A 23,340-nucleotide genomic window follows, 5' to 3' on the forward strand; every position below is an offset into this window, starting at 1 on the left:
GCGATGTCGAACGCGGTGCCGTGGTCCACCGAGGTGCGCACCACGTCCAGCCCGACCGTCACGTTGACGCCGGCTTCGAGGCCGAGCACCTTGACCGGGCCGTGGCCCTGATCGTGATACATCGCCACCACCAGGTCGAAATCGCCGCGGCCTGCGCGATAGAACAGCGTGTCGGCGGGCAGCGGGCCGGTCACGTCGAGGCCGCGTTCCTGCAGCAGCGTCACGGCCGGGATGATCTTCTCTTCTTCTTCGCCATAGCCGAACAGGCCGTTCTCGCCCGCATGCGGATTGATGCCGCACACGCCGATGCGCGGCTTTGCAATGCCGGCCTTGATCAGCGTGGCGTTGCCGCGCTCGATCGTGCGTTGCACGAGGCCCGGCTCGATCTTGCGGATCGCGTCGATGATGCCGATGTGGGTCGTGACGTGGATCACGCGCAGTTGCGGCGCGACCAGCATCATCGACACTTCCTCGACGCCCGTCAGGTGCGCCAGCATTTCGGTGTGGCCCGGGAACTTGTGGCCGCCGGCATGCAGGGCCTCCTTGTTCAGCGGCGCGGTGCAGATCGCGTCGATCTGGTTGGCCTGCGCCAGCTCGACGGCGCGCGCGATGTAGCGATAGGCCGCGTCGCCCGCCACCGGCGAGAGCTGGCCGAACGGCAGGTCGGCGGGAATCAGTTCGAGGTCGATGCAGTCGATCGTGCCGCGCTCGTAGCGCGCCTGCGCGGCGCCCTCGATGCGGCGCACGGTGGCCTGCACGCCGGTGATCTCGATCGCGCGCTCCAGCCGGCGCGCATCGCCGATCACGAGCGGGCGGCATTGCTGGTAGACGGTGTCGTGCACGAGGCTCTTGACGACGACCTCGGGGCCCACGCCGCTCGCGTCGCCCATCGTGATGCCAATAACAGGAAGATAGTTGCTCATGATGTGTTTCGTTCAGGGTGGATTCGTGGGGTTCAGGCGCTGCGGCGCGCCGTGGGCATCTGCTCGCCGCGCAGGTGCCGCCAGGCGCCGAGCAGCGCGTGTTCGGTGCCGAACGCGCCGGCCTTGGTGACGACGCGCGGGCCGCGGCCGTCGGCCGGGCGGCCGAGCGCGACGCCCGCCTCGATCTCGCAGGCCAGTTCGAGGCCGCCGATTCGCGCGGCGGCCAGCATCGCGCGGGCGGTCTCGCCGCCGGTCACGATCAGGCCGCCGAGGCCGTCGACATACGGTGCGACGAGCGCGGCGAGCGCGTTCGACAGGTGCGAGCCTTCGGCCGGGTCGAACGCGTCGTCGCGGCCGATGCGCACGATGGCGTCCTGCTGGCCGCGCAGGCACGCGCCGATGCGGTCGTGCCACGCGCGCCATTGCGCGTGGCGACTGCCCTCGCGCAACACGGCCGGCGGCACGATGAATTCGGCGATGCCGGCCTCGGTGCGCAGCAGCACGCACTGACGCTCGGAGATCGCCGACAGGCTGCCGACCAGCGCCAGCAGCGGGCCGGCCACGGCGGCATCGGCCGGCGTTTGCGCCACCGGTTCGGCCGCGGATTCCCGTTGCGCCGCGAACAGGTCGGGCAGATCGGCCAGCTCGCGCGACAAACCGCCCGAGCCGACCCAGAAGAACGGCGCGTCGATCGCAGCCGTGACACGCGCGATCGCGGCCAGGTCCTCGCCGGTTTCGGCGTCGACGACGATCGCGCTCGCACCGCCCTGCGCCATGTCGGCGAGCAGTTCGGCGATCCGTTGCGGCGCGACGCGCAGCGTTTCGAGCGCGACATGCTCGACGCGCAGGCCGGCGGCCTCCAGCATCGCATGCAGCGCGGCGTCCTGGCCGGCGTTGTCCAGTTGCCAGGTTTCGGTGGCTTCGAGCGGCACGCCGCGCACCATCACGCGGCCGTCGCGTACGGTGCGGCCCGTGGCCGGAAACGCCGGTGCGACGATGGCCGGGCCGGCCAGCGCGGCGAGCGCCGCCACTTCGGCCGCCCAGTTGCCGCGCAAGGTCGAATCGATTTTCTTGTAGAGCCGACGGCCCGGCGCCTGCAACGCCCGCCAGGCATCCGCCGCGCGTTGTGCCGCTTCGGCGGGCGTCAGGCGGCGCGTGTCGGTATCGACCGCCACCACCGCCGCCGGCCGCACCGGCACGCTCGCGTCGAGCGACACCACGGTGCGCCGCCCGGCCGCCGCGAACGCGATCGCGCAATCGGCGGCGCCCGACAAGTCGTCGGCAACAATCAGCAGACCGGACGTGCTCATCACGCGCCCTCTCGCACCGGGTTGCCGGCTCGCGCGCCGCCCTTGGCGTTGACGCGCTTGGCCACCGCGGCGGTGAGGATCGGCGAGGCGATCGCGGTCACCACCACGCAGGCCGCCACCAGCAGCGTGGCCGACTTGGCCGCTTCGGTGTACACGGGGTTGGCCGCCGCGATCAGCGCCGGCACCGCCGCCGCATTGCCCGCGGTATTGGCCGCCGCCACGCCGGCCACGCCGGTGCCGCCCGTCAGGCGATCGGCGATGTAGAGCGGCACGCCCGTCACGATCACCACCGCGACGCCGAGCAGGATGCCGAGCAGGCCGGCCTGCCAGACCTTGTGCAGATCGAGGCCGGCGCCGAGCGCCAGCGCGAAGAACGGGATCATGACCGGCACCGCGCGGCTCAGGAACGCGCGCATTTCGCGGTCGAGATTGCCGAGCAGCATGCCGAGCGCGAGCGGCAGGATGCTGCCGACCAGGGTGGGCCACGGGAACGCCGACAAGCCGGCCACGCCGAGCGTGACCATGGTCAGGAACGGGCCGGATTCGAGCGACATGATGGTGTACGCGCCGACATCCTCCGAGCGGCCGTACTGGCCCATCAGCGCCATGTAGAGGCCGCCGTTGGTGTCGTTCATCGCGGCCACCACGGCCAGCGTCGAAATGCCCGCGAACAGGCCCGACGACACCGGCTGCTCGCCGAGGAAATGGCCCAGCACGATGCCCGTCACGATCGCCGCACCGACCTTGGTCACGAACAGCGCCCCGCCCTTCTTCAGCAGGTAGGGCGTGGCCTTCACGTCGATGCTCGCGCCCATGCACACGTAGAACACGGCGAGGATCGGCAGCGAGCCGGTGAACAGCGCGTTGGTAAACGAGCCGAAGAATTTCGGCATGGTCGGCAGGAACGTCGCGATCAACGAGCCGACCAGCAGCGGGACGATCATCATCCCGCCCGGTACGCGCTCGATGGCGCGCTTGATGTGAATCTGAGCCATCCGTGTCTCCCCAGGCAGTTTCTGTTTGAATCGGTCACACTTTGACCGATTCGATCAAAACGGAGTGTAGCGACAACATCGGGCTTCGGCAATTTCTCGTTCACACGGGATTACCCTGATCGATTGGTGCAAAAAATCGCTCCATATTGATCGAATCGATCAGAATATCGGTCATTCGATCGAAGCGCGCCGGGCAGGCGCCGGGCGCGGAGCGTCCGCTACACTGGCGAGCCTCGTCTCCAGCAAGCATCGAAACACTGCACAGGAACTTCATGAAAGTCGAGAAACGCCGCGAGGCGATGCTCAAGGCCGTGCTGTCCGGCATGAACGACGTCGCCGCGCTCTGCGAGCATTTCGGCATGTCCGAGGCGACCGTGCGGCGCGACCTGCGCGCGCTCGCCGACGAGCGGCGCATCGTGCGGACCTATGGCGGCGCGGCATCGGTCGGCATGCACGAGCCGGAGGAATCGCTCGACACCCGACGCGCGAGCTTTCGCGAACAGAAGGAAGCGATCGCGCGCGCGGCCGCGCGGCACGTGCAGGACGGCGACACGATCTTTCTCGACGGCGGCACCACCACCGCCGCGCTCGCGCGCTGGCTGTCGGGGCGGCGCGACATCCACGTGGTCACCAACAACCTGCTGGCCGTCACCACGCTGGCGGTGGCCGAGGTGCGCGTGACGCTGCTCGGCGGCGACGTGCGTCCGTCGAGCATGAGCACGCTCGGGCCGATCGCGCAGCTGGCGCTGTCGCGCGTCAGTTTCGACAAGGCATTCCTGGGCGCGGATGGCGTGGTGGCCGGGCGCGGCCTGTGCGAGGCGTCGGCCGAGCAGGCCTATCTGAAGGAATGCATCGCCGCGCAGGCCGCGCAGGTGCTGGTGCTGGTCACGTCGAACAAGCTCGAACGCGCAAGCCAGCAGCACTGGACGCCGCTCGATCGCAACTGGACGCTCGTCACGGATGCGCAGGCCGAGGCCGCGCTGCTCGCGCGCTTCGAGCAGCGCGGCGAAGTGACGGTGGAGTGCGCAGTGCAGGACGACTGAGGCAGGCGGGGGCGGCCGTGAAGCAGGCCGTGAAGCAGGCCGTGATAGCAGGCCTTAAAACAGCCCGCGCTTCAACGCCCCGCGCACAAACGCGCAAAACGCCCGAGCAGGCCGAACGCGACCGGTGTGGTCCGCACGCTAACATTCGGCGGCACCGCGTCCGCGCCATGCTCGCCCGGCTGCGCGCGCAGGATCGCGAGATACGCCTTGATCGCCGCCTGCGGAAATTCCGGATGAAACTGCACGCCCCAGGTGCGCGCGCCGTAGCGAAACGCCTGGCACGGATCGGCCTCGCTCGCGGCCAGCAAGCGCGCGCCCGCAGGCAGACGATGAACGGACTGGTAATGCACGACCTGCGCGTCGAAACGGGCGGGCAGCGCGCCGAACAGCGGGTCCGCCGCCGCGTCGGCCGTCTTCGTGATCGACACCGTGCCGATCTCGAACCGCCCGTCGCGACGGTCGCCCACCTCGCCGCCGAGCGCCTGCCCGAGCAATTGATGGCCGTAGCAGATGCCGAGCATCGCCGGGCCGTCGGCAGATTCGGCGGATTCGGCCAACCAGCGCCCGAGCCGCTCGCTCCACGCCTCGCGCGCCGTCACCATCGCATGCGAACCGGTCACGACGATCCCGGCGAAACCGCGCGGGTCGGGCAAGGCCTCGGCGCTGCGCGCGTCGAACCGCTCGACCGGCAGGCCCGCTTCCGGGTCGGACACGAGGCCGGCCTCGATCCAGTCGGCGAAATCGTCGTGGGCGGCACGGATCGAGGCGAAGGTTTCGCCGGCGATCACGATCAGAAGCGGTTTTTTCATCGAACGGGCAACGATTGGCGGGACGGTGCACCGATTGTACGCAGCACCCCGGCGGCCGATAATACGCGCGACCGAGCAAGGACCTGTTCCCCGTGAGCACAAATCAGATTCCGCCATTGATGGTCGAGATGGCGACCCTCGTCAAGGTCGCGGAGGCCGGCAGCTTCTCGGAGGCCGCGCGCCGCCTCGGCTCGACGCCGTCGGCGGTCAGCCGTTCGATCGCCCGGCTGGAGCGCGCGCTCGGCACGCGGCTGATCGTGCGCACCACGCGCCGGCTGCGCCTCAGCGACGAAGGCGCGGAAGCGCTGCGCCATGCCACCGAGCTGGTGGCGGCCGCCAAATCGGTGATGTCGCTGGCCGAACGGCGCTCGGCCGAACCGGCCGGCACGCTGCGCATCAGCGCCCCGCGCGCGCTCGGGCGCTTCCTGATCCATCCGAACATCCCCGATTTCCTCGCCGCGCACCCCTCGGTGGACGTGGTGCTGAAGCTCGACGACGGCCCGCTTGACCCCGCCGCCGATCAGGTCGACATCGTGTTCCGGATCACCGACGATCCGCCGCCCGGCCTGGTCGGCCGCAAGCTGCTGCGCATCGAGCATGTGGTGTGCGCGACGCCGGCCTATCTGGCGCGGCATGGCGCGCCCGCGCATCCGCGCGAGCTGGCCGCGCACAGCTGCGTGACGCTCAGCGAGGATCCGGTCGACACGCGCTGGCGCTTCGAGAAACAGGGAACGACGGTGGCCGTCGACGTGCGCGGCCGCTACGTCGCCAATCATTCGGGCGTGCGGCTGGAGGCGGTGCTGGCCGATATCGGCATCGGCGGGGTGCCGCATTTCGTGGCGGCGGCGGCGCTGCAGGACGGCCGCGTCGCGCGCGTGCTGCCCGACTGGGTGTTCAAGACGAACTATTACGGCGACGCGTGGGCGTTCTGCTCGCCGAGCCGCCACACCGCGCCGAAGATCCGCAGCTTCCTGGCGTTCATCGCGCAGCGGATCGGGGCATCGGGCTGAGTGCGCCGTGGCGCGGCGCGCCCGGGGTCAGTCGTCTTCGTCGTCGTCCTTGACCTTCGCTTTTTCCAGGTTCTTGACCATCTCGTCCTGAACCTGGCCGATCTTGCGCGTCATGTGCTGGACCATCTCCTGCTGCACGCGATGCACGTCCGGATCGACGCCGGGCGGCGCGGGTGCGTGCTGCGCCGCGTGCCCCGTCATGCCGATCATTTCGGTATCGGTCATCGGCCCGAGCGCGGAGATGTCGTACTGTTCCGCCAGCTCGGCCGAACCGGGCAGCGATGGCGCGTGCTGCGCGATGAACTGCATCGCGTGATGCTGCGGCGCGAGCGGGTGATGAGCGGCGACATGGGCCGAGTGCGCCGAGGCATCGGCCCCCGACGCCGTGCGGTTGCGCGGGCTCCCGCCCGCCGCGCGCTGCTGGGCCGCGAAGCTGGGCGGCATGTTCGACAGTCGGCCCATCGAGACGCGACGCGTGTTGTCGCCGTGGTCCTGCCGCTGCCCGGGCGCGGGCTGCCGCGGGTCGGTGCGCGCGGTATCGACCGGCGCGTTCGTCAGGTTGCGAAGGTTTGTCGTCACCATGATGGCGGCCTGTGTCGGAGGGAAGCGACTCATTTACACCCGAACGGCCGCGCGGCGCGCGCGACTTGGCGAAGCCGGCGACCGATATGCGAAACGGGCCGCCCGAGGGCGCTTATGCACAGGCATCCGGCGCGCCGCGCCTGTGCATAAACCTCGCTTGCCGAGGTTTTTCAGCCGTAACGCCCGCGCGTGGGTGCGCCCCGAATGCCGCTCCAAAGAAACGCCGCCGCCAGCACGCACAGGAACACCGACACACCCCAGATATCCACCTCGGTATCGATCGACGCGCTCGCCTCGGGCGTCGCGGCACGCAGCCGAACCGGCACACGCTGGCCGGGCTCCAGCGAGCGCCAGGTGCCGATCGGGCGCGTGTGATGCGTGCCGTCGGGCGCGTCGAAGGCCACCTCGGGATGATGGCCGCCGGCCAGCAGCCGCACCACCGTGCCGGTCACGACGGTGGACGACAGCCGGTAATCGACCGTGCGCCAGGTAATGCCGGCGGCCACGATCGCCAGCACGGCCCCGACGACGAGAAACAGATGGTTCGGACGTCTCACTGCGATGGGCTCCCTCGAAACACGATGGTTGATATGGCCTCCCTGCGATGGCCTCCCTGCCATGCGTTCTCTGCCATGCGTTCCCTGCGGCGGCCGGCACCCCCGCCCATCGCCGTGCCGCGCTCGTGCGAAAATCCCGCCTTTGCCGCGCCCGGCGCGGCCCACGTCACACGAAAGGCGCCTTCATGAACATCAACGAACAAATCTCCGCGCTGACCGCCGCCGAACTGCAAACGGCCGGCGCCAGCCAGGCCACCGCCATCGCGCTGTCGGTGCTGCTGCGCCACCTGCGCTCGCCGCAGCTCGCGCAACTGCTGTCGTCGGCCTTCGAGAATCACGAGGCCGTGATGCTGCAATCGCCGTGGCCCGACCAGATGCTGCATTCCTACAAAGCCACCCGCCGCCTGCTCGAAGGCGCGGCCGGCGTCGAATCGCCCGACATCGCCAACGACTGATCGCGCCCCCGCGCGCCCAGCCCGCGTCTTGCATGGCGCGCCGCTTTGCTGCGATCATGGCGCCGTCGCGCCTCGCGCGGCCGGCGCTCACCACGTGGGTGCCGCCCTTGTTTCCGCTGCCGACGATGCCCACCGATTCCGACCAACCCAAGCGCCGCCCGTCCATCCGGACGCAGAACATCATCGCCGTGATTGCCGGCCTGATCACGTTCGCGGCCGGCGCGGGCTGGGTGATCTACAGCTATGTGGTCGATCGCGAAGCGCCCTATTTCGCGATCCCGCTGGTGTTCTCGGTGCCGGTGATCGTCGCGGTCGCGATCCGCAGTTTCTGGGACTGACACCCGCTGACGCGCCGCATTCAACGCGGCACGCGAATCTTTCCGTCATGCGCCTGTCCTAAGCGCGACGCCGGCCAGCCCGGGCCGCGTCAGTCCAATTGCCGTCATCCGCATGATTCGCCAACTGTTTGCTTCCCTGCTGCGTCGCCCGCCTTCCGCCCGACGCCTTCTCGCCCTGGTCTCGATGACGTTCGCCACGGCGTTGCTGTCCGCGGTGTCCGGCCCGGCTTCGGCCACCACCGCACGCCACTGCGCCGCCCATCAGGTCGCGCACGGCACACGCTGCGTCGCGCGGCCCGTCAGGCACGGCCATCATGCGACGGCGCTCGAGTCGCGCCGTCATCCCGTCGTGCATCGCAAACCGCGCCGCCACGCGGTGCCCAAGCACGGCGTGGCATCGCACGAGCGCGTGCATCGCAACCGCGCCGCGCGCGGCACGCACGCGAAGCGCAAGCCTCGGCATCCGCTGCATCCTCCGGTGCACCATGCGGCGCGCGCCAGCGCGACCGTTATCGAGCGCGGCGAGGCACCCATCGCCGAGCAAACCGCCGATCCGATCGGCCACTTCGCGAAACCGCAACTGCTGGCTGGCTGCGGCTACTCGCCGGCCACCCGGCGCCTGCTGCGCTCGCGCTCGATCTACGTGGTGGACGAACGCACCGGCACCGTGCTGCTGGAGCGCAACGCCCAACAGATCCGGCCGATTGCCTCGGTATCCAAGCTGATGACGGCCGTCGTCTGGCTCGACCACCCGGCGCCGCTGGCGAAGAAAATCCGCGTTACCGCAGCGGACCGCGACACGATCAAATTCACCGGTTCGCGGCTGAAGGTCGGCTCGGTGCTGTCGCGCCGCGACATGCTGCATATCGCGCTGATGTCGTCGGAGAACCGCGCCGCCGCGGCGCTCTCGCGCGACTATCCGGGCGGCCGCCCGGCATTCCTCGCCGCGATGAACCGCAAGGCACGCGCGCTCGGCATGAGCCATTCGCATTTCGTGAGCCCGACCGGGCTGTCGCCGCACAACGTCTCGACTGCCAGCGATCTCGCGCAATTGGTAGCGGCCGCCGACCACTACACGCCGATCCGCACGTTCTCGACCGATCGCGGCCAAATCGTGCGGCCGGGCCACGGCCAGTTGCGCTACGTGAATTCGAACGCGCTGGTGCGCGGCGGCGACCGGCGCATCACGCTGCAGAAAACCGGCTTCATCAACGAAGCCGGGCATTGCGTGGTGATGCGCTATCGGATCAACGGCCGGCCGGTGGACATCGTGCTGCTCGACGCCCCCGGCCCGCGCGACCATCTCGCCGACGCGATCCGCATCCGCGACTGGCTGGCCTGCTCGCTGCATTGAGCAGGCCGGGCCGCGGTCAGCGCACCGCCGCGCGGCCCACTTCGTTCGAGCCTTGCCAGAGCCGGTAGCGAACCTCGTAGCCCACCGGCGCATACACCACCACCGGCAGACGGCTGTCGTAGCGCAACAGGAAGCCGTCGCCGCGGCCGATCACGAACGCCGTTTGCGGCGCGGCCGACGGCGGACACGCCATCATGGTCGACACCACCGGCCCGACATCGGTCACGCGATACAGCGGATAGCCGGTGCCGGGCACCGTGTCGTGCTGCAACCGCGCCGAAAAGCTGCGGACGTTGCAATCGGCCGGCAGCGTCTTGCCGACGATCACTTGCACACGCACGTCCTCTTCGAGCGGCAACGCAGGCAGCACGATCACCGAGCGCTGGAGGCCCGGTTGCGGGGCCGGAAACGACGTCAGCTCGACGTTGGCGGCCGTCGGCGGCACCGCCGCGACGGGGTTGGCGGGAACCGTGACGGGTGCCGGCGCGGGCGTGCCGGTTTGGGCGATGGCGGCGCTGGACGCGCACAGGGAAACGGCGAAAGCGGCGGCTGCGAACAGCCGGTTCGGACGATGCATGAGGATCTCCTGATCGAGCGGCGGGTGCCGAAAGGATTCACGCCGGCACGCCACGCCGTGGCGGCGCGCGCGGCGAGAGTCAAGCGATTGTAATCTCCCGACACAATTCGCCTCGAACCATGCACGTCCTGCCCTTTCTTACAGACAGCACCTTTGGAGGACCCCATCATGCTGAGACTGCTCGGAACGCTCGGGATCGCAGCCGCCCTGGCAGGCTGCGTCGCCGCCCCTGGCGGCTATTACGACGGCTATGCCGATCCCTATTACTCGAACGGCTATGCCTACGGCCAACCGGCCTACGCGCCCGTCTACGGCACGGTGAACGTATGGGGCGGGGGCGGCGGGGGCTGGGATCACGGCGGCTGGGGCCACGGTTGGCGTGATCGTGGCGGCTGGCACGGCGGTGGTGGCGGCTGGCATGGCGGCCGGGGCGGTGGTGGCGGCCACTGGCAAGGTGGCGGCGGCGGTGGCCGAGGAGGTGGCGGTCACGGCGGCGGTGGCGGGCACGGCCGCTGATCGGGCCTCGGGGCATCATTTACGCCCCGGATTGCAACCAGTTGTATCCGCGAACACCATCGTCACGTCATCGCATCAAACGACAACGCCCGCCCGGATCTCCCGGGCGGGCGTTGTCGATTTCGGGCGCCTGCCGGCGTCCTGCCGCGCTTACCAGCCCGGCTGCTGATAGTAGCCCGGCGCCGGCTGCGGACCGCAAGGTACGTAGGCGTTGCGATAGCGGTCGAAGCAGGCGCCCGGGGGCGGGCCGGCATAAACCGGTTGGTACTGCGCCGGCTGATAGGCCGGTTGGGCATAAACCGGTTGCGCATAAGCCGGGGCTGCATACACCGGTGCCGGCGCCACGGCCGACGACACGATCGCGCCCAGCACGGCCCCGCCGATCAGCGCGCCAATCACGGCACCACCGCCACCACCGCCGTGCCAACGTCCATGAGCCGAAGCCGGCCCTGCCACCGCAAGCGCACCGGCCGTTACCAGCACCGCGACAATTTTCTTGTTGATCATGTTGCTCTCCACTCAAGGTGGTACGTGATGAAACCCATTGTGGGACGAGTCCTCCGTAACAGGTGCAGCAAGTGGTAACGCCCGATTACGGCTGTAAAGCGTCACGAAAACAACCGTAAGCCACCCGGCAAACCGCATGCTAGGATTTTCGAGACACCAGAACGACTCTGCGGAGACGCCGCCATGGACCTCGATATCGCGCACCGGTTCGACGCCGAGTTCGCCCCCCGCATCGCCGAACGCATTACCGCGCTGCTCGGCCCGCATATCCGCGCCGACGTGCGCCCCTACGGCGGCCACGGCCATCCCACCCATATCGACGTCACCAGCACCACGCCCGAACACGTGCGCGGCTATCCGCACGCGCTGCATCTGACGCTGACCTGGGATTCCGAGGAAATCGACCGGCTCGTCATCGACGATCACGACGGCACGCGCTTTGCGCGCTACCTCGACGCGCTCGCGAAGAAGCTGCCGGGATGGCAGAGCGCACGCGATCTCGACTTCGGATCGCGTACCCAGACCGAACCCGCAGTGCTGCTCGGCGGCCTCGATTTCGAGGCCTGAACGGCGCGCGCGGCACGGCCCGCGCCTGGCGTCGCGCCCCGGAAGCCGGTGATACACTCGCCCGGTTCGCGTCGGCGCCACGGTGCCAGCCACGGCCGTTTCGGCGACGCGCCCGTTTCGTCGAACCCACGAATCCTGGAGGCTTCAATGGCTGAATTCCGGCTGCGGACCCACGCATTTCCCGAAGGCGGCTTGATGCCGAAAGCGCAGGAGTACAACCACGCCGGCTTCGGCGTCGACGGCGGCAATACGTCGCCCGCGCTGACCTGGGAAGGCGTGCCGGCCGAGGCGAAAAGCCTCGCGATCACCGTCTACGATCCCGATGCGCCCACCGGCAGCGGCTTCTGGCACTGGGTGGCCGTGAACCTTCCGGTCGGCACCACGGCGCTGCCGGAAAACGCGGGTGCGGCGGGCAGCACGACGCTGCCGGCCGGCACGGTGCAGGTGCGCAACGACTACGGCGACGAAGGCTTCGGCGGCGCCGCGCCGCCGCGTGGCGATGCCGCGCATCGCTACATCTTCACCGTGCACGCGCTGAAGGTCGACAGCCTGCCGATCACGCCCGACACCACCAACGCCGTGGCGCGCTTCATGATCCATCTGAACCAGGTCGCGTCGGCCAGCTACACGGGCCTGTACGCCCTGAAGTAAGCGCAGCGCCTCGGCGGTGGCGCCCGGCGCGCCGCCGCGTTCCCAACCGGTTGCGTCCGCAACCCGATCGAGCGGCGCCACGCCTCACGGCAACGCCGCCCGCACCCTCGCCCGCCCATGAACGCCGACGATAACGGCCTCCCCCTTCCGCAGCGCTACTGGGCAATCGCCTGCATCGCGCTCGGCATCACGCTGGCCGTGCTCGACGGCGCGATCGCCAATGTCGCGCTGCCCACCATCGCGCACGACCTGCGCGCCTCCGACGCCGCCTCGATCTGGATCGTCAACGCCTACCAGCTCGCGGTCACCATCTCGCTGCTGCCGCTGGCCGCGCTCGGCGACCGGATCGGCTACCGGCGCGTCTATCTGGGCGGCCTGACGTTGTTTACCGTGTCGTCGCTCGGCTGCGCACTGTCCGATTCGCTCACCTCGCTCGCGACGATGCGCGTGATCCAGGGCTTCGGCGCGGCCGGCATCATGAGCGTCAACACCGCGCTGGTGCGCATGACCTACCCGTCGCGGCTGCTCGGCCGCGGCATCGCGCTCAACGCGATGGTGGTGGCGCTGTCCTCGGCGGTCGGGCCGACGGTCGCCTCCGCCGTGCTGGCGGTGGCCGCGTGGCCCTGGCTGTTCGCGATCAACGTGCCGATCGGCATCGCGGCCGTCGCGGTCGGCCTGCGCGCGCTGCCGCCCGATCGCGGCCACGACGCGCCCTACGACTACCTCAGCGCGCTGCTCAACGCGTGCGTGTTCGGGCTCGTGATCATGACCGTCGACGGGCTCGGCCACAGCCAGAATCACGCGATGGTGATCGCGAGCGGCATCGGCGCGGTGGGGCTCGGCTACGTGTTCGTGCGGCGGCAGTTGAACCAGCCCGCGCCGCTGCTGCCGGTCGACCTGCTGCGCATTCCGATCTTCGCGCTGTCGATCAGCACCTCGGTGGCGTCGTTCACCTCGCAGATGCTGGCGTTCGTCGCGCTGCCGTTCTGGCTGCAGCACACGCTCGGGCTGTCGCAGGTGGAAACCGGCCTTTACATGACACCGTGGCCGCTCGTGATCATGGTGGTCGCGCCGCTGGCGGGCGTGCTGTCCGACCGCTATTCGGCCGGCATGCTCGGCGGCATCGGGCTCGGGCTGTTCGCGGCCGGGCTGCTCGCGCTCGCCATGCTCGGCGCGCACCCGGCGCCGTTCGACATCGTCTGGCGGATGGCACTGTGCGGCGCGGGCTTCGGGCTGTTCCAGGCGCCGAACAACCGCACCATCCTGTCGTCCGCGCCGCGCCATCGCAGCGGCGGCGCGAGCGGCATGCTCGGCACCGCGCGGCTCACCGGGCAGACGCTCGGCGCGGCGATCGTCGCGCTGATCTTCGACATCGTGCCAGCGCGCGGCCCGACCCTCGCGCTATATGCGGCCGCCGCATTCGCGGCCGTGGCGGCCTGCGTGAGCCTGCTGCGGCTCGGCGCCAAACCGCCCGCGCACGCGGGCTGAACGGCCGGCCACTCGTCACTTCAACGAAAAACGGCGGCGCCGAAGCGCCGCCGTGGAAGGGATGCATGCCGGAGCGAACCGGCTTGCCGCTTGCGCGCGCCTCAGGCGTCCACGCGCCGGCCGCCGACGCGGCGCGTGACCGAAGCGGCCGTGGCAACGCTGCGCAGGTCGGTCAGGAACGAATCGCGCCACACGCCGAGATCGTTGCGCTTGAGCGCGGCGAAGTTGCTGCCGTGACGCTCGCGGCGCTCGCCGAGCGGCATCGACAGTGCACGCTCCAGCGCATCCGACATCTGCGACAGATCCGACGGATTGACGATCAGCGCGGCCGGCAGTTCGGCCGCCGCGCCGGCGAATTCCGACAGCACCAGCACGCCCGGATCGTCGGGATTCTGCGACGCCACGTATTCCTTCGCGACCAGGTTCATGCCGTCGCGCAACGGCGTGACGTAGCCGACGTGCGCGTGACGAAACAGCGCCATCAGCAGATTGCGTTCGTACTTGCGGTTCAGATACTGGATCGGCGTCCAGTCGAGCTGCGCGAAGCGGCCGTTGATGCGGCCGGCCTCGCGTTCGAGCGCCTGCCGGATCCGCTGGTAGGTCTGCACGTCCGAGCGCGTGGGCGGCGCCACCTGCACGAACGACACGCGGCCCTGCCAGCCCGACGCGTTGGTCAGCATCCGCTCGAACGCCTGGAAGCGCTCCACCAGCCCCTTCGAATAATCGAGCCGATCCACGCTCATCACCAGCTTGCGGTCGCGGATCGCATCGCGCAGCGCGGCCACCGGCTTGCGCTGCGCATGCTGCACGGCCGCCTCGGCGATCGCGTCCGGATACACGCCGATCGGATAGGCGCCCACCTTCACCACACGGTTGTGCACATGGAGCATGCCATCGTCGGCCGCCGTGCCGATGCCGCGCCGCTCCAGGTAATCGACGAACGACTGCTTGTCCGATTCGGTCTGGAAACCCACCACGTCGTAGGCGCTCATGAAGCGCACCAGCTCGTCGTGCGGAGGCACCGTGCGCAGCACCTCGGGCGCGGGGAACGGGATATGCAGGAAGAAGCCGATCGGGTTCTTCACGCCGAGCGCGCGCAGCGCATGCGCGAACGGCAGCAGGTGGTAGTCGTGCACCCAGATGATGTCGTCCGGCTCGATCAGCGCGACGAGCTGCTTGGCGAGCGTCTGGTTCACGCGCAGATAACCTTCGTATTCCTGCCGATCGAAGCGCGCGAGATCCATGCGGTAATGGAACACCGGCCACAGCGTGGCGTTCGAGAAGCCGCGGTAGTACTGGTCGTAGTCGCGTCGCGACAGGCCCACCGTCGCATAGGTCACGTTGCCTTCGCGCTCGATCACCGGCTCGCCGGCCTCGCCCACGATCTCGCCGTTCCAGCCGAACCAGATGCCGCCCGACTGCCGGAGCGCGTCGAGCACGCCCACGGCAAGACCACCCGCCGACGGACGTGCATCCTGACCTGCTGCCACGCGATTCGAAACCACGATCAATCTGCTCATATGGCCTGCCCCCTGTGTTTGAACGAAGCGGCGCACGGACGCACCGGTTCCTTCCGTCGCAGCACGCGGCATGCCTGGCGCGACGGGATAAACATTCGAATGGACGAAATGCCGGGCGCGACGCGCGTCGATCGTTCAGGCGTCCTGTTCGGAGCCGAGATCGCGCTGATAGTCGAGCCCTTCGGGACGCGCCCCACCCTGGTTGTGTTCGCCGTCCGCCGGGCCGTCGGATGCTTCGGGCGTCGTGTCCGACGGCGCCGGAGCGGGCTGGCTGGCCGGAACCTCGGCGCGGCGCAAGCCGTCGTCGTGATCGGGGCGGGAATGGCGCCGGGTTCGGCGCATGGCAGGGTGTCTCATCGAGCTGTAGGGCGTGTCGCCGTTGAAACAGTCAGTGAAAACCCAGTGTAGGCTGGCCCGATCCATGCGGAGGTAACAATTACCTTCAATTTGTAACGACGCGACCCTCACCGCGCGATTTGTAAGACACTATGCGCCGACCGGCGCCGCCATCGCTTTTGCCCGCTTTTGCAGAATCGCAAACGTTTGTCCATCTTTTGCAATCCGGGTCGGATACTTGCAAGACAATGGCGGCCGGTGCCGCGCCACCTGCGGGCGCGGCGCATTCCAGACAGGACCGCATCCAGCATGAATTCACGCATCGCCATGCCCGGGCAGCCGGCCCGTCGCGCCGCGCGCCGCTCGCTCGTCGCGCTCGTCGGCACAGCGCTGGCCTCCACGCTGCTTTCCGGCTGCAGCTCCCTATATAGCGAAGGCGCCACCACCGGCGCCGGTATCGCCGGCGCCGCCATCGCCAGCAAGGTCACCAACAATGCCGCCGTCGCCTCCGGCATCGGCCTCGGCGCCGTGGCCGCCGCGCGTGCCGGCGTGCAATACACGCAGCGCGTGGCCCACACCTATTCGCAAGACCAGATCGCCAACGCGGCCGGCCCGATCGACGTGGGCGGCGTGGCACGGTGGTCCACCAACCACTCGGTGCCGATCGAGGAAGACGAACACGGCCGCGTGACCGTCAGCCGCCTGATCAGCGTCGGCCCGCTCGACTGCAAGGAAATCGTGTTCTCGGTCGACACCGATCCCCCGCGCGAGCCGAAAACGGCGCAAGCAGGCGCCGCCACATCGGGCGCCGCCGTGCCGGCCGCCGCCCCCGCGCCGGAGCCGAGCAGCGCGTTCTACGTCGCGACGATCTGCCGTGACGGTCCGAAATGGAAATGGGCTTCGGCCGAACCGGCCACCGGGCGCTGGGGAGCGCTGCAATGATCCCGCTGCGCACCGCGGCGGTGGCTTGCGCGCTGGCGGCAGCCATCGCCACGTTGCCCGGCTGCGGCTCGGCCGGCGCGGCCAGCGGCGCGCTGGCCGGGGCGGCCACCGGGCTGGTCACGGCCAACCCGGCAATCGGGATCGGCGTCGGCATCGCCGTGCAGGCCGCCACCGACGAAGCCGTGAACCGCACCATGAAGCGTTTCCACGCCAACCAGCAAGCCGTGATCGCCACCACCGCGGGCGGCCTCGCGGTCGGTCAGGTCGCGCCGTGGAAGGTCAAGAACCGCCTGCCGATCGACAACGGCGAGGGCGAAGTGCGCGTGACGCGTGCGTTCTCCACGGCGCTCGCGCTCTGCAAGGAATTCGCGTTCTCGGTGAAGGACGGCGAGCACGCCGACTGGTATCTCGCCAGCGCCTGCGAAACGCCGCAAGGCGGCAGTTGGACCTGGGCCTCGGCCGAGCCGGCCGTCACCCGTTGGGGCGCGTTGCAGTAAGTGGCTGCAGTAAGCGGCTGCAATCAGCGATCGTAGAAAAACAAATGCGCGCGGGTCGCAAGACCTCGCGCGCATCGCGCACTACTCACCATCCGGCAACCACCTCGATCAGGACTCCACGTCCTCGAGGCTGAAGATCTCGGTCTGGTCGTTGTACGAGAAGATCTCGCCGTAACGGCCCCAGTCGATCACCGCGTCGAGCGTTTCCTCGGCCGCGCTGTCGGACAGGAAATCCTCCAGCTCCTGCTCGAAGCGCACGCGCGGCGCGCGATGGCCGGGACGCTCGTTGAGCACCTTCTTGATCCGCGCCGCAAGCGGCACGTGGCGCAGCAGGTGATCGGCGAACATCATCTTGCGCTCCTGCGTGCCGAACTCGGCGAACACGCGCGCCGGCGGCGTCAGGAACACGTCGCCCTCGCGCACGTCGGCGAAACCGAGGTGCTGCAGCACTTCGGCGATCGGGAACAGGTCGTCCACCTCCAGATGCAGCGAGCGCGCGATTTCGGGCATGTCGGCACGGCCGTGGTACGGCGCGGCGGCCAGCGTCTCGATCAGGCCGGCCATCAGGTTGGTCGACACGCGCGGCAGCCAGCTGTTGGCCTCCAGCCCCTTCTTGGTGGCCTCGCCGGTCTGGCGCGCCGTCATCTTCGCGTAGATGTCGTCCACCAGCTTGCGGAACGCCGGGTCCAGGCGGTTGCGCGGGTGCTTGAACGGCACCTTGATCTCGGCGATCACGCGGCCCGGGTTCGACGACAGCACCAGGATGCGGTCGCACATGAACACCGCTTCCTCGATGTTGTGCGTGACGATCAGCACCGACTTGATCGGCATGCGGCCCTGCGTCCACAAGTCGAGCAGGTCGGTACGCAGCGTTTCGGCGGTCAGCACGTCGAGCGCCGAGAACGGCTCGTCCATCAGCAGGATGGTCGGATCGACCACCAGCGCGCGCGCAAAGCCCACGCGCTGACGCATCCCGCCCGACAGCTCGCGCGGGTAGGCGTTCTCGAAGCCGTCCAGACCGATCAGATCGATCGCCGCCAGCGCGCGCTCGCGGCGATCGCGCGCGCCCACGCCGAGCGCTTCGAGGCCCGCTTCCACGTTTTGCAGCACGGTGAGCCACGGAAACAGCGCGAAGGTCTGGAACACCATCGCCACGCCCTCGGCCGGGCCGTCCAGCGGCTTGCCCAGATAGGTGACCTCACCGCCGGTCGGCTCGATCAGGCCGGCGATGATGCGCAACAACGTGGATTTGCCCGAGCCCGAACGGCCCAGCAGGCCGACGATCTCGCCTTCGCGCAGCGACAGGTTCGCGCCGTCGAGCACCAGCAGCTCGCCCTGGCTCTTGTTGAAGCCCCGGCTGACGTCCTTGACGTTCAGGATCTCGTCGCCGAGGCGCGGCGGCACGGGCGGCGTCGGGGCAGCATTCGGATTTTGCATCGCGTTTCGCTCTCAATGAGTCTCAGTCGAGCCGCAGCTTGGCTTCGGCATAGGCGTACAGCGGACGCCACAACAGGCGGTTGAACAGGGTCACGAACAGGGACATGACCGTGATGCCCATGATGATCTTCGGGTAGTCGCCCGCGGCGGTCATCTGCGAGATGTACGCGCCCAGCCCGTGCGCCTGGATCTTCGTGTCGCCCCACTGCACCAGCTCGGAAACGATGCTCGCGTTCCACGCGCCGCCCGAGGCGGTGATCGCGCCGGTCACGTAATACGGGAAGATGCCGGGCAGGATCGCCTGGCGCCACCATTGCCAGCCACGAATGCGGAAATTGGCGGCGGCCTCGCGATAGTCGTTCGGGTAGGACATCGCCCCGGCAATCACGTTGAAGAGGATATACCACTGGGTGCCGAGCACGATCAGCGGCGACAGCCAGATGTCCGGGTTCAGATGGAAGCGCGCGATGACGATCACGAACACCGGGAACAGCAGGTTGGCCGGGAACGCCGCAAGGAACTGCGCGATCGGCTGGACCTTCTCGGCCAGCGCCGGGCGCAGGCCGATCCAGACGCCGATCGGCACCCAGATCACCGAGGCCACCGCGATCAGCAGCACCACGCGCAGCAGCGTGGCGAGGCCGAGCAGGAACACATGGCCGACTTCGCCCCAGGTCACGCCGGTCGCCACGAACGACACCACGCGCCAGATCACGTAGGCGGTGCCGATCAGCACCAGGATCGACCAGCCGATGTCGGCCGCGCGCGAGGCGCGTCGCTCGACGCGCGGCAGCGCGAAACGCGAGGCGTCGAACGACGGCAGCCGGAACGGAATGCGCGCCGTGCGGGCCAGCAGCCAGCCCGCCGGCACCAGCAACTGGTGAATCAGGCGGGTGCGGCGCACCAGGTCGAGCAGCCAGGATTCGGGCGCGTCGCCCGAGCTGGTGTTCTCCATGCGGAACTTGTCGGCCCAGGCCACCAGCGGGCGGAACAGGAATTGATCGTAGGCGAGGATCACCACCGTCATCGACAGGATCACCCAGCCGATCGCGGCCATGTTCTTCTCGGTGATCGCCTGCGCCAGGTACGAGCCGACGCCCGGCAGCGTGATGGTGTGGTTGCCGACCGTGATCGCCTCGGAGGCCACCACGAAGAACCAGCCGCCCGACATCGACATCATCATGTTCCAGACCAGGCCCGGCATCGAGAACGGCACCTCGAGCTTCCAGAAGCGCTGCCAGGTGGTCAGGTGGAAGCTGCGCGAGACTTCGTCCAGGTCGCGCGGCACCGTGCGCAACGACTGGTAGAAGCTGAACGTCATGTTCCAGGCCTGGCTCGTGAAGATCGCGAAGATCGCGGCCAGCTCGGCGCCGGCCACGCGGCTCGGCACCAGCGCCAGGAAGAACGTGACCGTAAACGAGATATAGCCGAGCACCGGCACCGATTGCAGGATGTCGAGGATCGGCACCAGCACCATGCCGGCACGGCGGCTCTTGGCCGCCAGCGTGCCGTAGACAAGCGTGAAGACCAGCGAGGCGACCATCGCCGCCAGCATGCGCAGCGTGGTGCGCAACGCGTATTCGGGCAGGTTCGCCGGGTCGAGCGAGATTTTCTGGGTGGTCAGCGTGCCGATCGGCGCCATCGTTTCATGGAACCCGACGGCCGCCATCGCGATGACGCAGAGGATCAGCGGGAAGGCGATGAAATCCCAGCGATTCGGCAGCACGCGCCAAGCCGAGGCATTCGCGTTCGCGATCCGGTTCGGATTGAAACCAAAATCCATCAGGCACCCTCCCCGGCATGGCCGTGCTGAGCGAAATATGAGGCCATCATGCGTGCCCGGCCGGGCCGGCGCGCAAGTGCGGCGATTCTTTATGACCGACAAGCCGGGCGTGGGCTACCGCTGCCCCGCCCGCACACCACCTCGTGCCGGCGCCGTGCGGCACTCCCCACGGGCCGGACGCAACGACGGCAGACACTACACCACACCGAATGACAGGCACAAGCACGTGGCACGCAATGTGCGCACATCGCCCGGCAACGGCGGGCGAACCTCATGCAAATCGGCTGGAATGCGAGCTGACTGAAAGAAGCTGCAAGCGGGTTGCAACGTGTCGGGTGCGATGCAGGCCGAATTATGCCGTGATACGGGACGCGGGGAAACCCGCTCGGGCAAGGAAGCAACAGGCGTCACGTCGGCGGTTCGGCGCACCGCTTCCGAGCGCGCGCGGCGAAGCAGGTATGATCGGGTTTGCTTCGCAAGATCGAACGTCACAAGCAGGAGGGCTGAATGGCAGGAAATCTGGTTATCGTATGCCGCGATCAGGACGCCGATGCGTTCTATACGCTGATGCAGGAATACGGCGCGTTCCAGGCGCGGCTGTCGTCCACCGCGTGGTATCTGAACATGAACATCGTGCCGGAATCGTTGCAGGACGAGATCCTGGAACGGCTCGGCAAGTACACCACGCTGTATATCTTCGAGGCGACCACCGTCACCTACAACACCATCGACAGCCACGCCGCCGAAACGCTCGGCACGCTGTTCGGCGAGTAGGCGCACGCGTGCGGCATCGGGGAGGCGGCCTGGCCGCTTGCCCGGCGCCGTGCCCCCGCACTCCGCGTTCCATTCCCGTTTGATCGATCCTGCCGCGTTGCGCGCCGCTCCCCGCGGCATTGCCGCCTGATTCGGCCGGACTCCCGCTTCCCGTCACGCCAAGTCAGGCGTCCGCCGGCTCCCGCTCCGGTTTCGGCATTGCGCCGAACGGAAACTCCATCGCCACCCGCAAGCCGCCCTGCTCCTGATTGCCGATCCGGCACTGGCCGCCCACGCGCTGCACGAGCCGCTCGACGATCGCGAGGCCGAGCCCGCTGTGGCCATTGCCGCCGCGCGCCGGATCGAGCCGCACGAACGGCCGCGTGGCGTCGGCGAGATCGCGCGGCGCGATGCCCTTGCCGTGATCGCTGACGGTCAGCAGGTAGCCTTCCGCGGTGCGTTCGGTGGCGATCCGCACGGGCGGCGCGCCGTAGGCGTGCGCGTTGTCGAGCAGGTTCGAGAGGATCCGGTCGAGCGTGGCGGTGGGCAGCCGGAAGCCCGGCCCGGCCGCCACCGCGATTTCCACGGGCGCCGCGTTGGGCGCGACCGCGCGATAGGTGCGCGCCATCCGCTCGCAGGCCTGATCGACCGCCACCACCTCGCTGCGATCGACGCCGCCGTGCGCGAACACCAGGAACTGATCGACGATGTGCGACATGGAATCCACGTCACGCACCACGCCGTCGCGCAAGCGCGCGTCGTCCATCATCTCGGCACGCAGGCGCATGCGCGCGAGCGGCGTGCGCAGATCGTGCGCCACGCCGGCCAGCATCACGGCCCGGTCGTTCTCGGCCCGCGACACCTGCTCCACCATCTGATTGAAGCCGCGCGTGAGCTGGCGCAGCTCGCGCGGCCCCTTCTCGCGCACCGGCGGCACCGGCATGCCGCGGCCGAAACGGCCGACCGCGCGCGCCAGCGAACGCAGCGGCTGCTGAAGCTGCCAGGCCGCGAACAGCGCGGCCATCACGGCCGCCGCGAAGATCATGCCGAGCCACAGCAGCATGCGGTCGCGCGAACGGCGCGGGTGCAGCGGCTGCGCCGGCACCACGATCCAGTTCTTGTCGGTCGGTTCCTTCACCCACAGCATCGGCGGCTTGCCGGGCGGCCCGATGCGCACCACGGTGCCCGGCGTCATGTGTTCGCGCAGGTCCTCGATGAAGCGCCGCAGCGGCGGCGGCTTGTCCGGATCGTCCGGCGGCACGTCGGCGCTGTCGGACGGCACCAGGCGCACCCGCGACGGCAGCGGCAGGTCGGGCGTGCGCTCGACGTGCTGGCGCACGGCATCGACGAGGAACGCCGCTTCCTCCACGGCGTAACGCGTTTGGGTTTCGCTGCGGTCGAGCCGGATCGCCAGATACCAGGCGAAATGCGACAGCAGCAGGACGCCGACCACCAGCAGCGCGAGCCGCCCGAACAGCGAATCAATGGGTCTGCGCATGGGCCTCGCCGTTGGGCACGAACACGTAGCCGCGTCCGCGCACCGTCTGAATGAAGCGCGGCGTGGACGGATCGCTTTCGAGGATCCGCCGCAAACGCCAGACCTGCACGTCGATGCCGCGATCGGTGCCGTCGTATTCCGGGCCGTGCAGCAGTTCGAGCAGGCGCTCGCGCGTGAGCGTGCGCAGCGCGTTGTTGACGAAAATCTTCAGCAGTGCGAATTCGCTGCTCGACAGCGTGGCCGGCTTGCCGTCCACCGACAGCGTGCGCGCCTGGAAATCGAGCACGAAGCGGCCGAACGCATAAGGCTCGCGCTGTTCGGGGGCCGCCGCCGAAGGCGTGGCGCGCCGCCGGCGCAGCACCGCCTGGGCGCGCGCCAGCAATTCGCGCGGGTTGAACGGCTTGCCGAGGTAATCGTCGGCGCCGAGTTCGAGGCCGACGATGCGGTCCACGTCGTCGGCACGCGCCGTCAGCATGATCACGGGGATGTCGTCGCCGGCCGCGCGCAGTTGACGCAGCGCGGTCAGGCCGTCGACGCCCGGCATCATCAGGTCCAGCACGATCAGGTCGGGGCGTTCGCGCTCGAGGCGCTTTTCGAGCGAGGCGGCGTCGTGCAGCACCGACACCTCCATGCCCTGACGCACGAGGTAGTCGCGCAGCAAGTCGCGCAGTTCTTGGTCGTCGTCGACGATGAGGATCTGGGTAGTCATGGCGTGAAGTTTACCGTGCGGGTTGGGGAAGGCGGCTGAAACATCTTCGCGAATGGGTTACTGCGAATTACCGCGCAAGGCAGATGTAATGCCCGGTAAACGCGGGCAGGCCCGACGTAACACGGTGTCCGAGGCACTTGGCTACGCTGCGTCTTACCCGATGCGGAAACAGGCGGCGCCAGC

27 protein-coding genes are annotated in these 23,340 nt (G+C 68.9%); 12 read left to right on the forward strand and 15 right to left on the reverse strand.

Translation table 11 applies throughout. The features are described from left to right. The 4 genes from pdxA to ACYP33_RS27010 form a co-directional block, all read right to left on the reverse strand. Positions 1 to 923: 4-hydroxythreonine-4-phosphate dehydrogenase PdxA (pdxA, locus tag ACYP33_RS26995; RefSeq protein WP_459624573.1), on the reverse strand; the 923-nt coding region annotated here is incomplete at its 3' end. Positions 924 to 955: 32 nt separating this feature from the next. Beyond that, positions 956 to 2,233: a four-carbon acid sugar kinase family protein gene (locus ACYP33_RS27000; protein WP_414451249.1), complete on the reverse strand. Its 1,278-nt coding sequence runs from the start codon at positions 2,231 to 2,233 to the stop codon at positions 956 to 958. After that, positions 2,233 to 3,228, reverse strand: a complete 996-nt coding sequence (locus ACYP33_RS27005) for a 2-keto-3-deoxygluconate permease (RefSeq protein ID WP_414451248.1) — start codon at positions 3,226 to 3,228, stop codon at positions 2,233 to 2,235. The genes ACYP33_RS27000 and ACYP33_RS27005 overlap by 1 nt, the downstream gene beginning before the upstream one ends. 100 nt (positions 3,229 to 3,328) lie before the next feature. Then, on the reverse strand, positions 3,329 to 3,502 hold the full coding sequence (locus ACYP33_RS27010; RefSeq protein ID WP_414451247.1) for a hypothetical protein: 174 nt from the start codon (positions 3,500 to 3,502) through the stop codon (positions 3,329 to 3,331). Here ACYP33_RS27010 and ACYP33_RS27015 point away from each other — a divergent pair. After that, the gene (locus ACYP33_RS27015; protein ID WP_459624574.1) at positions 3,501 to 4,271 is read left to right on the forward strand and encodes a DeoR/GlpR family DNA-binding transcription regulator; all 771 of its coding nucleotides are present in this window, start codon (positions 3,501 to 3,503) and stop codon (positions 4,269 to 4,271) included. The genes ACYP33_RS27010 and ACYP33_RS27015 overlap by 2 nt on opposite strands. 71 nt (positions 4,272 to 4,342) lie before the next feature. Here ACYP33_RS27015 and ACYP33_RS27020 read toward each other — a convergent pair whose 3' ends face one another. Continuing rightward, positions 4,343 to 5,080 (reverse strand): glutamine amidotransferase, encoded by a 738-nt coding sequence (locus tag ACYP33_RS27020; protein ID WP_414451245.1) that lies wholly within the window; start codon positions 5,078 to 5,080, stop codon positions 4,343 to 4,345. Between the two features lie 92 nt (positions 5,081 to 5,172). Here ACYP33_RS27020 and ACYP33_RS27025 point away from each other — a divergent pair, with 92 nt between their 5' ends. Further along, positions 5,173 to 6,090, forward strand: coding sequence for a LysR family transcriptional regulator (locus ACYP33_RS27025; RefSeq protein ID WP_459624575.1), 918 nt, complete (start codon positions 5,173 to 5,175; stop codon positions 6,088 to 6,090). 27 nt (positions 6,091 to 6,117) lie between these two features. On the opposite strand, the gene ACYP33_RS27030 is transcribed toward ACYP33_RS27025, so the two are convergent. Continuing rightward, positions 6,118 to 6,672 carry a hypothetical protein gene (locus ACYP33_RS27030; protein WP_459624576.1) on the reverse strand — a complete coding sequence of 185 codons (555 nt, stop codon included), beginning with the start codon at positions 6,670 to 6,672 and terminating at the stop codon, positions 6,118 to 6,120. Positions 6,673 to 6,842: 170 nt separating this feature from the next. Next, entirely contained in the window at positions 6,843 to 7,229 is a 387-nt protein-coding gene (locus ACYP33_RS27035; protein WP_459624577.1) for a DUF3592 domain-containing protein, read from the reverse strand. A 185-nt stretch (positions 7,230 to 7,414) separates the two neighbouring features. Here ACYP33_RS27035 and ACYP33_RS27040 point away from each other — a divergent pair, with 185 nt between their 5' ends. The 3 genes from ACYP33_RS27040 to ACYP33_RS27050 all read left to right on the forward strand — a co-directional run bounded on the left by ACYP33_RS27040 (position 7,415) and on the right by ACYP33_RS27050 (position 9,376). Then, a complete protein-coding gene (locus ACYP33_RS27040; protein WP_414442761.1) occupies positions 7,415 to 7,684 on the forward strand; it encodes a hypothetical protein in 270 nt (89 codons plus the stop codon). A gap of 125 nt (positions 7,685 to 7,809) precedes the next feature. Then, complete coding sequence (locus tag ACYP33_RS27045) at positions 7,810 to 8,022, forward strand: hypothetical protein (RefSeq protein WP_414445638.1); 213 nt, start codon at positions 7,810 to 7,812, stop codon at positions 8,020 to 8,022. A 112-nt stretch (positions 8,023 to 8,134) separates the two neighbouring features. After that, the gene (locus ACYP33_RS27050; RefSeq protein ID WP_459624578.1) at positions 8,135 to 9,376 is read left to right on the forward strand and encodes a serine hydrolase; all 1,242 of its coding nucleotides are present in this window, start codon (positions 8,135 to 8,137) and stop codon (positions 9,374 to 9,376) included. 16 nt (positions 9,377 to 9,392) lie between these two features. On the opposite strand, the gene ACYP33_RS27055 is transcribed toward ACYP33_RS27050, so the two are convergent. Continuing rightward, the gene (locus ACYP33_RS27055; RefSeq protein ID WP_414442763.1) at positions 9,393 to 9,953 is read right to left on the reverse strand and encodes an ecotin family protein; all 561 of its coding nucleotides are present in this window, start codon (positions 9,951 to 9,953) and stop codon (positions 9,393 to 9,395) included. A 168-nt stretch (positions 9,954 to 10,121) separates the two neighbouring features. Between ACYP33_RS27055 and ACYP33_RS27060 the strand changes: the two genes are divergently transcribed. Beyond that, a complete protein-coding gene (locus tag ACYP33_RS27060; protein ID WP_459624579.1) occupies positions 10,122 to 10,469 on the forward strand; it encodes a hypothetical protein in 348 nt (115 codons plus the stop codon). A 150-nt stretch (positions 10,470 to 10,619) separates the two neighbouring features. Here the strand turns inward: ACYP33_RS27060 and ACYP33_RS27065 are convergent, their stop codons facing one another. Continuing rightward, on the reverse strand, positions 10,620 to 10,976 hold the full coding sequence (locus tag ACYP33_RS27065; protein WP_414442765.1) for an ecotin precursor: 357 nt from the start codon (positions 10,974 to 10,976) through the stop codon (positions 10,620 to 10,622). Between the two features lie 183 nt (positions 10,977 to 11,159). Between ACYP33_RS27065 and ACYP33_RS27070 the strand changes: the two genes are divergently transcribed. The 3 genes from ACYP33_RS27070 to ACYP33_RS27080 all read left to right on the forward strand — a co-directional run bounded on the left by ACYP33_RS27070 (position 11,160) and on the right by ACYP33_RS27080 (position 13,682). Then, positions 11,160 to 11,543: a DUF5594 family protein gene (locus ACYP33_RS27070; protein WP_459624580.1), complete on the forward strand. Its 384-nt coding sequence runs from the start codon at positions 11,160 to 11,162 to the stop codon at positions 11,541 to 11,543. A 147-nt stretch (positions 11,544 to 11,690) separates the two neighbouring features. Next, the gene (locus tag ACYP33_RS27075) at positions 11,691 to 12,194 is read left to right on the forward strand and encodes a YbhB/YbcL family Raf kinase inhibitor-like protein (protein ID WP_414442767.1); all 504 of its coding nucleotides are present in this window, start codon (positions 11,691 to 11,693) and stop codon (positions 12,192 to 12,194) included. 117 nt (positions 12,195 to 12,311) lie between these two features. After that, positions 12,312 to 13,682 carry an MFS transporter gene (locus ACYP33_RS27080; protein ID WP_459624581.1) on the forward strand — a complete coding sequence of 457 codons (1,371 nt, stop codon included), beginning with the start codon at positions 12,312 to 12,314 and terminating at the stop codon, positions 13,680 to 13,682. Between the two features lie 101 nt (positions 13,683 to 13,783). On the opposite strand, the gene otsA is transcribed toward ACYP33_RS27080, so the two are convergent. Together otsA and ACYP33_RS27090 are read right to left on the reverse strand one after the other, a co-directional pair. Further along, the gene (gene otsA / locus ACYP33_RS27085; RefSeq protein WP_459624582.1) at positions 13,784 to 15,202 is read right to left on the reverse strand and encodes an alpha,alpha-trehalose-phosphate synthase (UDP-forming); all 1,419 of its coding nucleotides are present in this window, start codon (positions 15,200 to 15,202) and stop codon (positions 13,784 to 13,786) included. A gap of 135 nt (positions 15,203 to 15,337) precedes the next feature. Continuing rightward, entirely contained in the window at positions 15,338 to 15,559 is a 222-nt protein-coding gene (locus ACYP33_RS27090) for a hypothetical protein (RefSeq protein ID WP_414451236.1), read from the reverse strand. Between the two features lie 288 nt (positions 15,560 to 15,847). Here ACYP33_RS27090 and ACYP33_RS27095 point away from each other — a divergent pair, with 288 nt between their 5' ends. Then, positions 15,848 to 16,480 (forward strand): hypothetical protein, encoded by a 633-nt coding sequence (locus tag ACYP33_RS27095; RefSeq protein WP_459624583.1) that lies wholly within the window; start codon positions 15,848 to 15,850, stop codon positions 16,478 to 16,480. After that, on the forward strand, positions 16,477 to 16,977 hold the full coding sequence (locus ACYP33_RS27100) for a hypothetical protein (RefSeq protein WP_414451234.1): 501 nt from the start codon (positions 16,477 to 16,479) through the stop codon (positions 16,975 to 16,977). The genes ACYP33_RS27095 and ACYP33_RS27100 overlap by 4 nt, the downstream gene beginning before the upstream one ends. Before the next feature lie 108 nt (positions 16,978 to 17,085). On the opposite strand, the gene ACYP33_RS27105 is transcribed toward ACYP33_RS27100, so the two are convergent. Next, positions 17,086 to 18,414, reverse strand: coding sequence for an ABC transporter ATP-binding protein (locus tag ACYP33_RS27105; protein ID WP_414442773.1), 1,329 nt, complete (start codon positions 18,412 to 18,414; stop codon positions 17,086 to 17,088). 22 nt (positions 18,415 to 18,436) lie between these two features. Continuing rightward, positions 18,437 to 20,197 (reverse strand): ABC transporter permease, encoded by a 1,761-nt coding sequence (locus ACYP33_RS27110; RefSeq protein ID WP_414442774.1) that lies wholly within the window; start codon positions 20,195 to 20,197, stop codon positions 18,437 to 18,439. Positions 20,198 to 20,704: 507 nt separating this feature from the next. On the opposite strand from ACYP33_RS27110, the gene ACYP33_RS27115 reads away from it, so the two are divergent. Beyond that, entirely contained in the window at positions 20,705 to 20,971 is a 267-nt protein-coding gene (locus tag ACYP33_RS27115; RefSeq protein ID WP_414442775.1) for a double-stranded DNA-specific endonuclease, read from the forward strand. 163 nt (positions 20,972 to 21,134) lie between these two features. Here the strand turns inward: ACYP33_RS27115 and ACYP33_RS27120 are convergent, their stop codons facing one another. Both ACYP33_RS27120 and ACYP33_RS27125 read right to left on the reverse strand, forming a co-directional pair. After that, positions 21,135 to 22,448, reverse strand: coding sequence for an ATP-binding protein (locus ACYP33_RS27120; RefSeq protein WP_414451233.1), 1,314 nt, complete (start codon positions 22,446 to 22,448; stop codon positions 21,135 to 21,137). Then, positions 22,432 to 23,157, reverse strand: coding sequence for a response regulator (locus ACYP33_RS27125; RefSeq protein WP_414442777.1), 726 nt, complete (start codon positions 23,155 to 23,157; stop codon positions 22,432 to 22,434). Before ACYP33_RS27125 ends, ACYP33_RS27120 begins: the two co-directional genes overlap by 17 nt. Positions 23,158 to 23,340 lie beyond the last annotated feature (183 nt).

Source organism: Burkholderia sp. 3C (assembly GCF_054589155.1).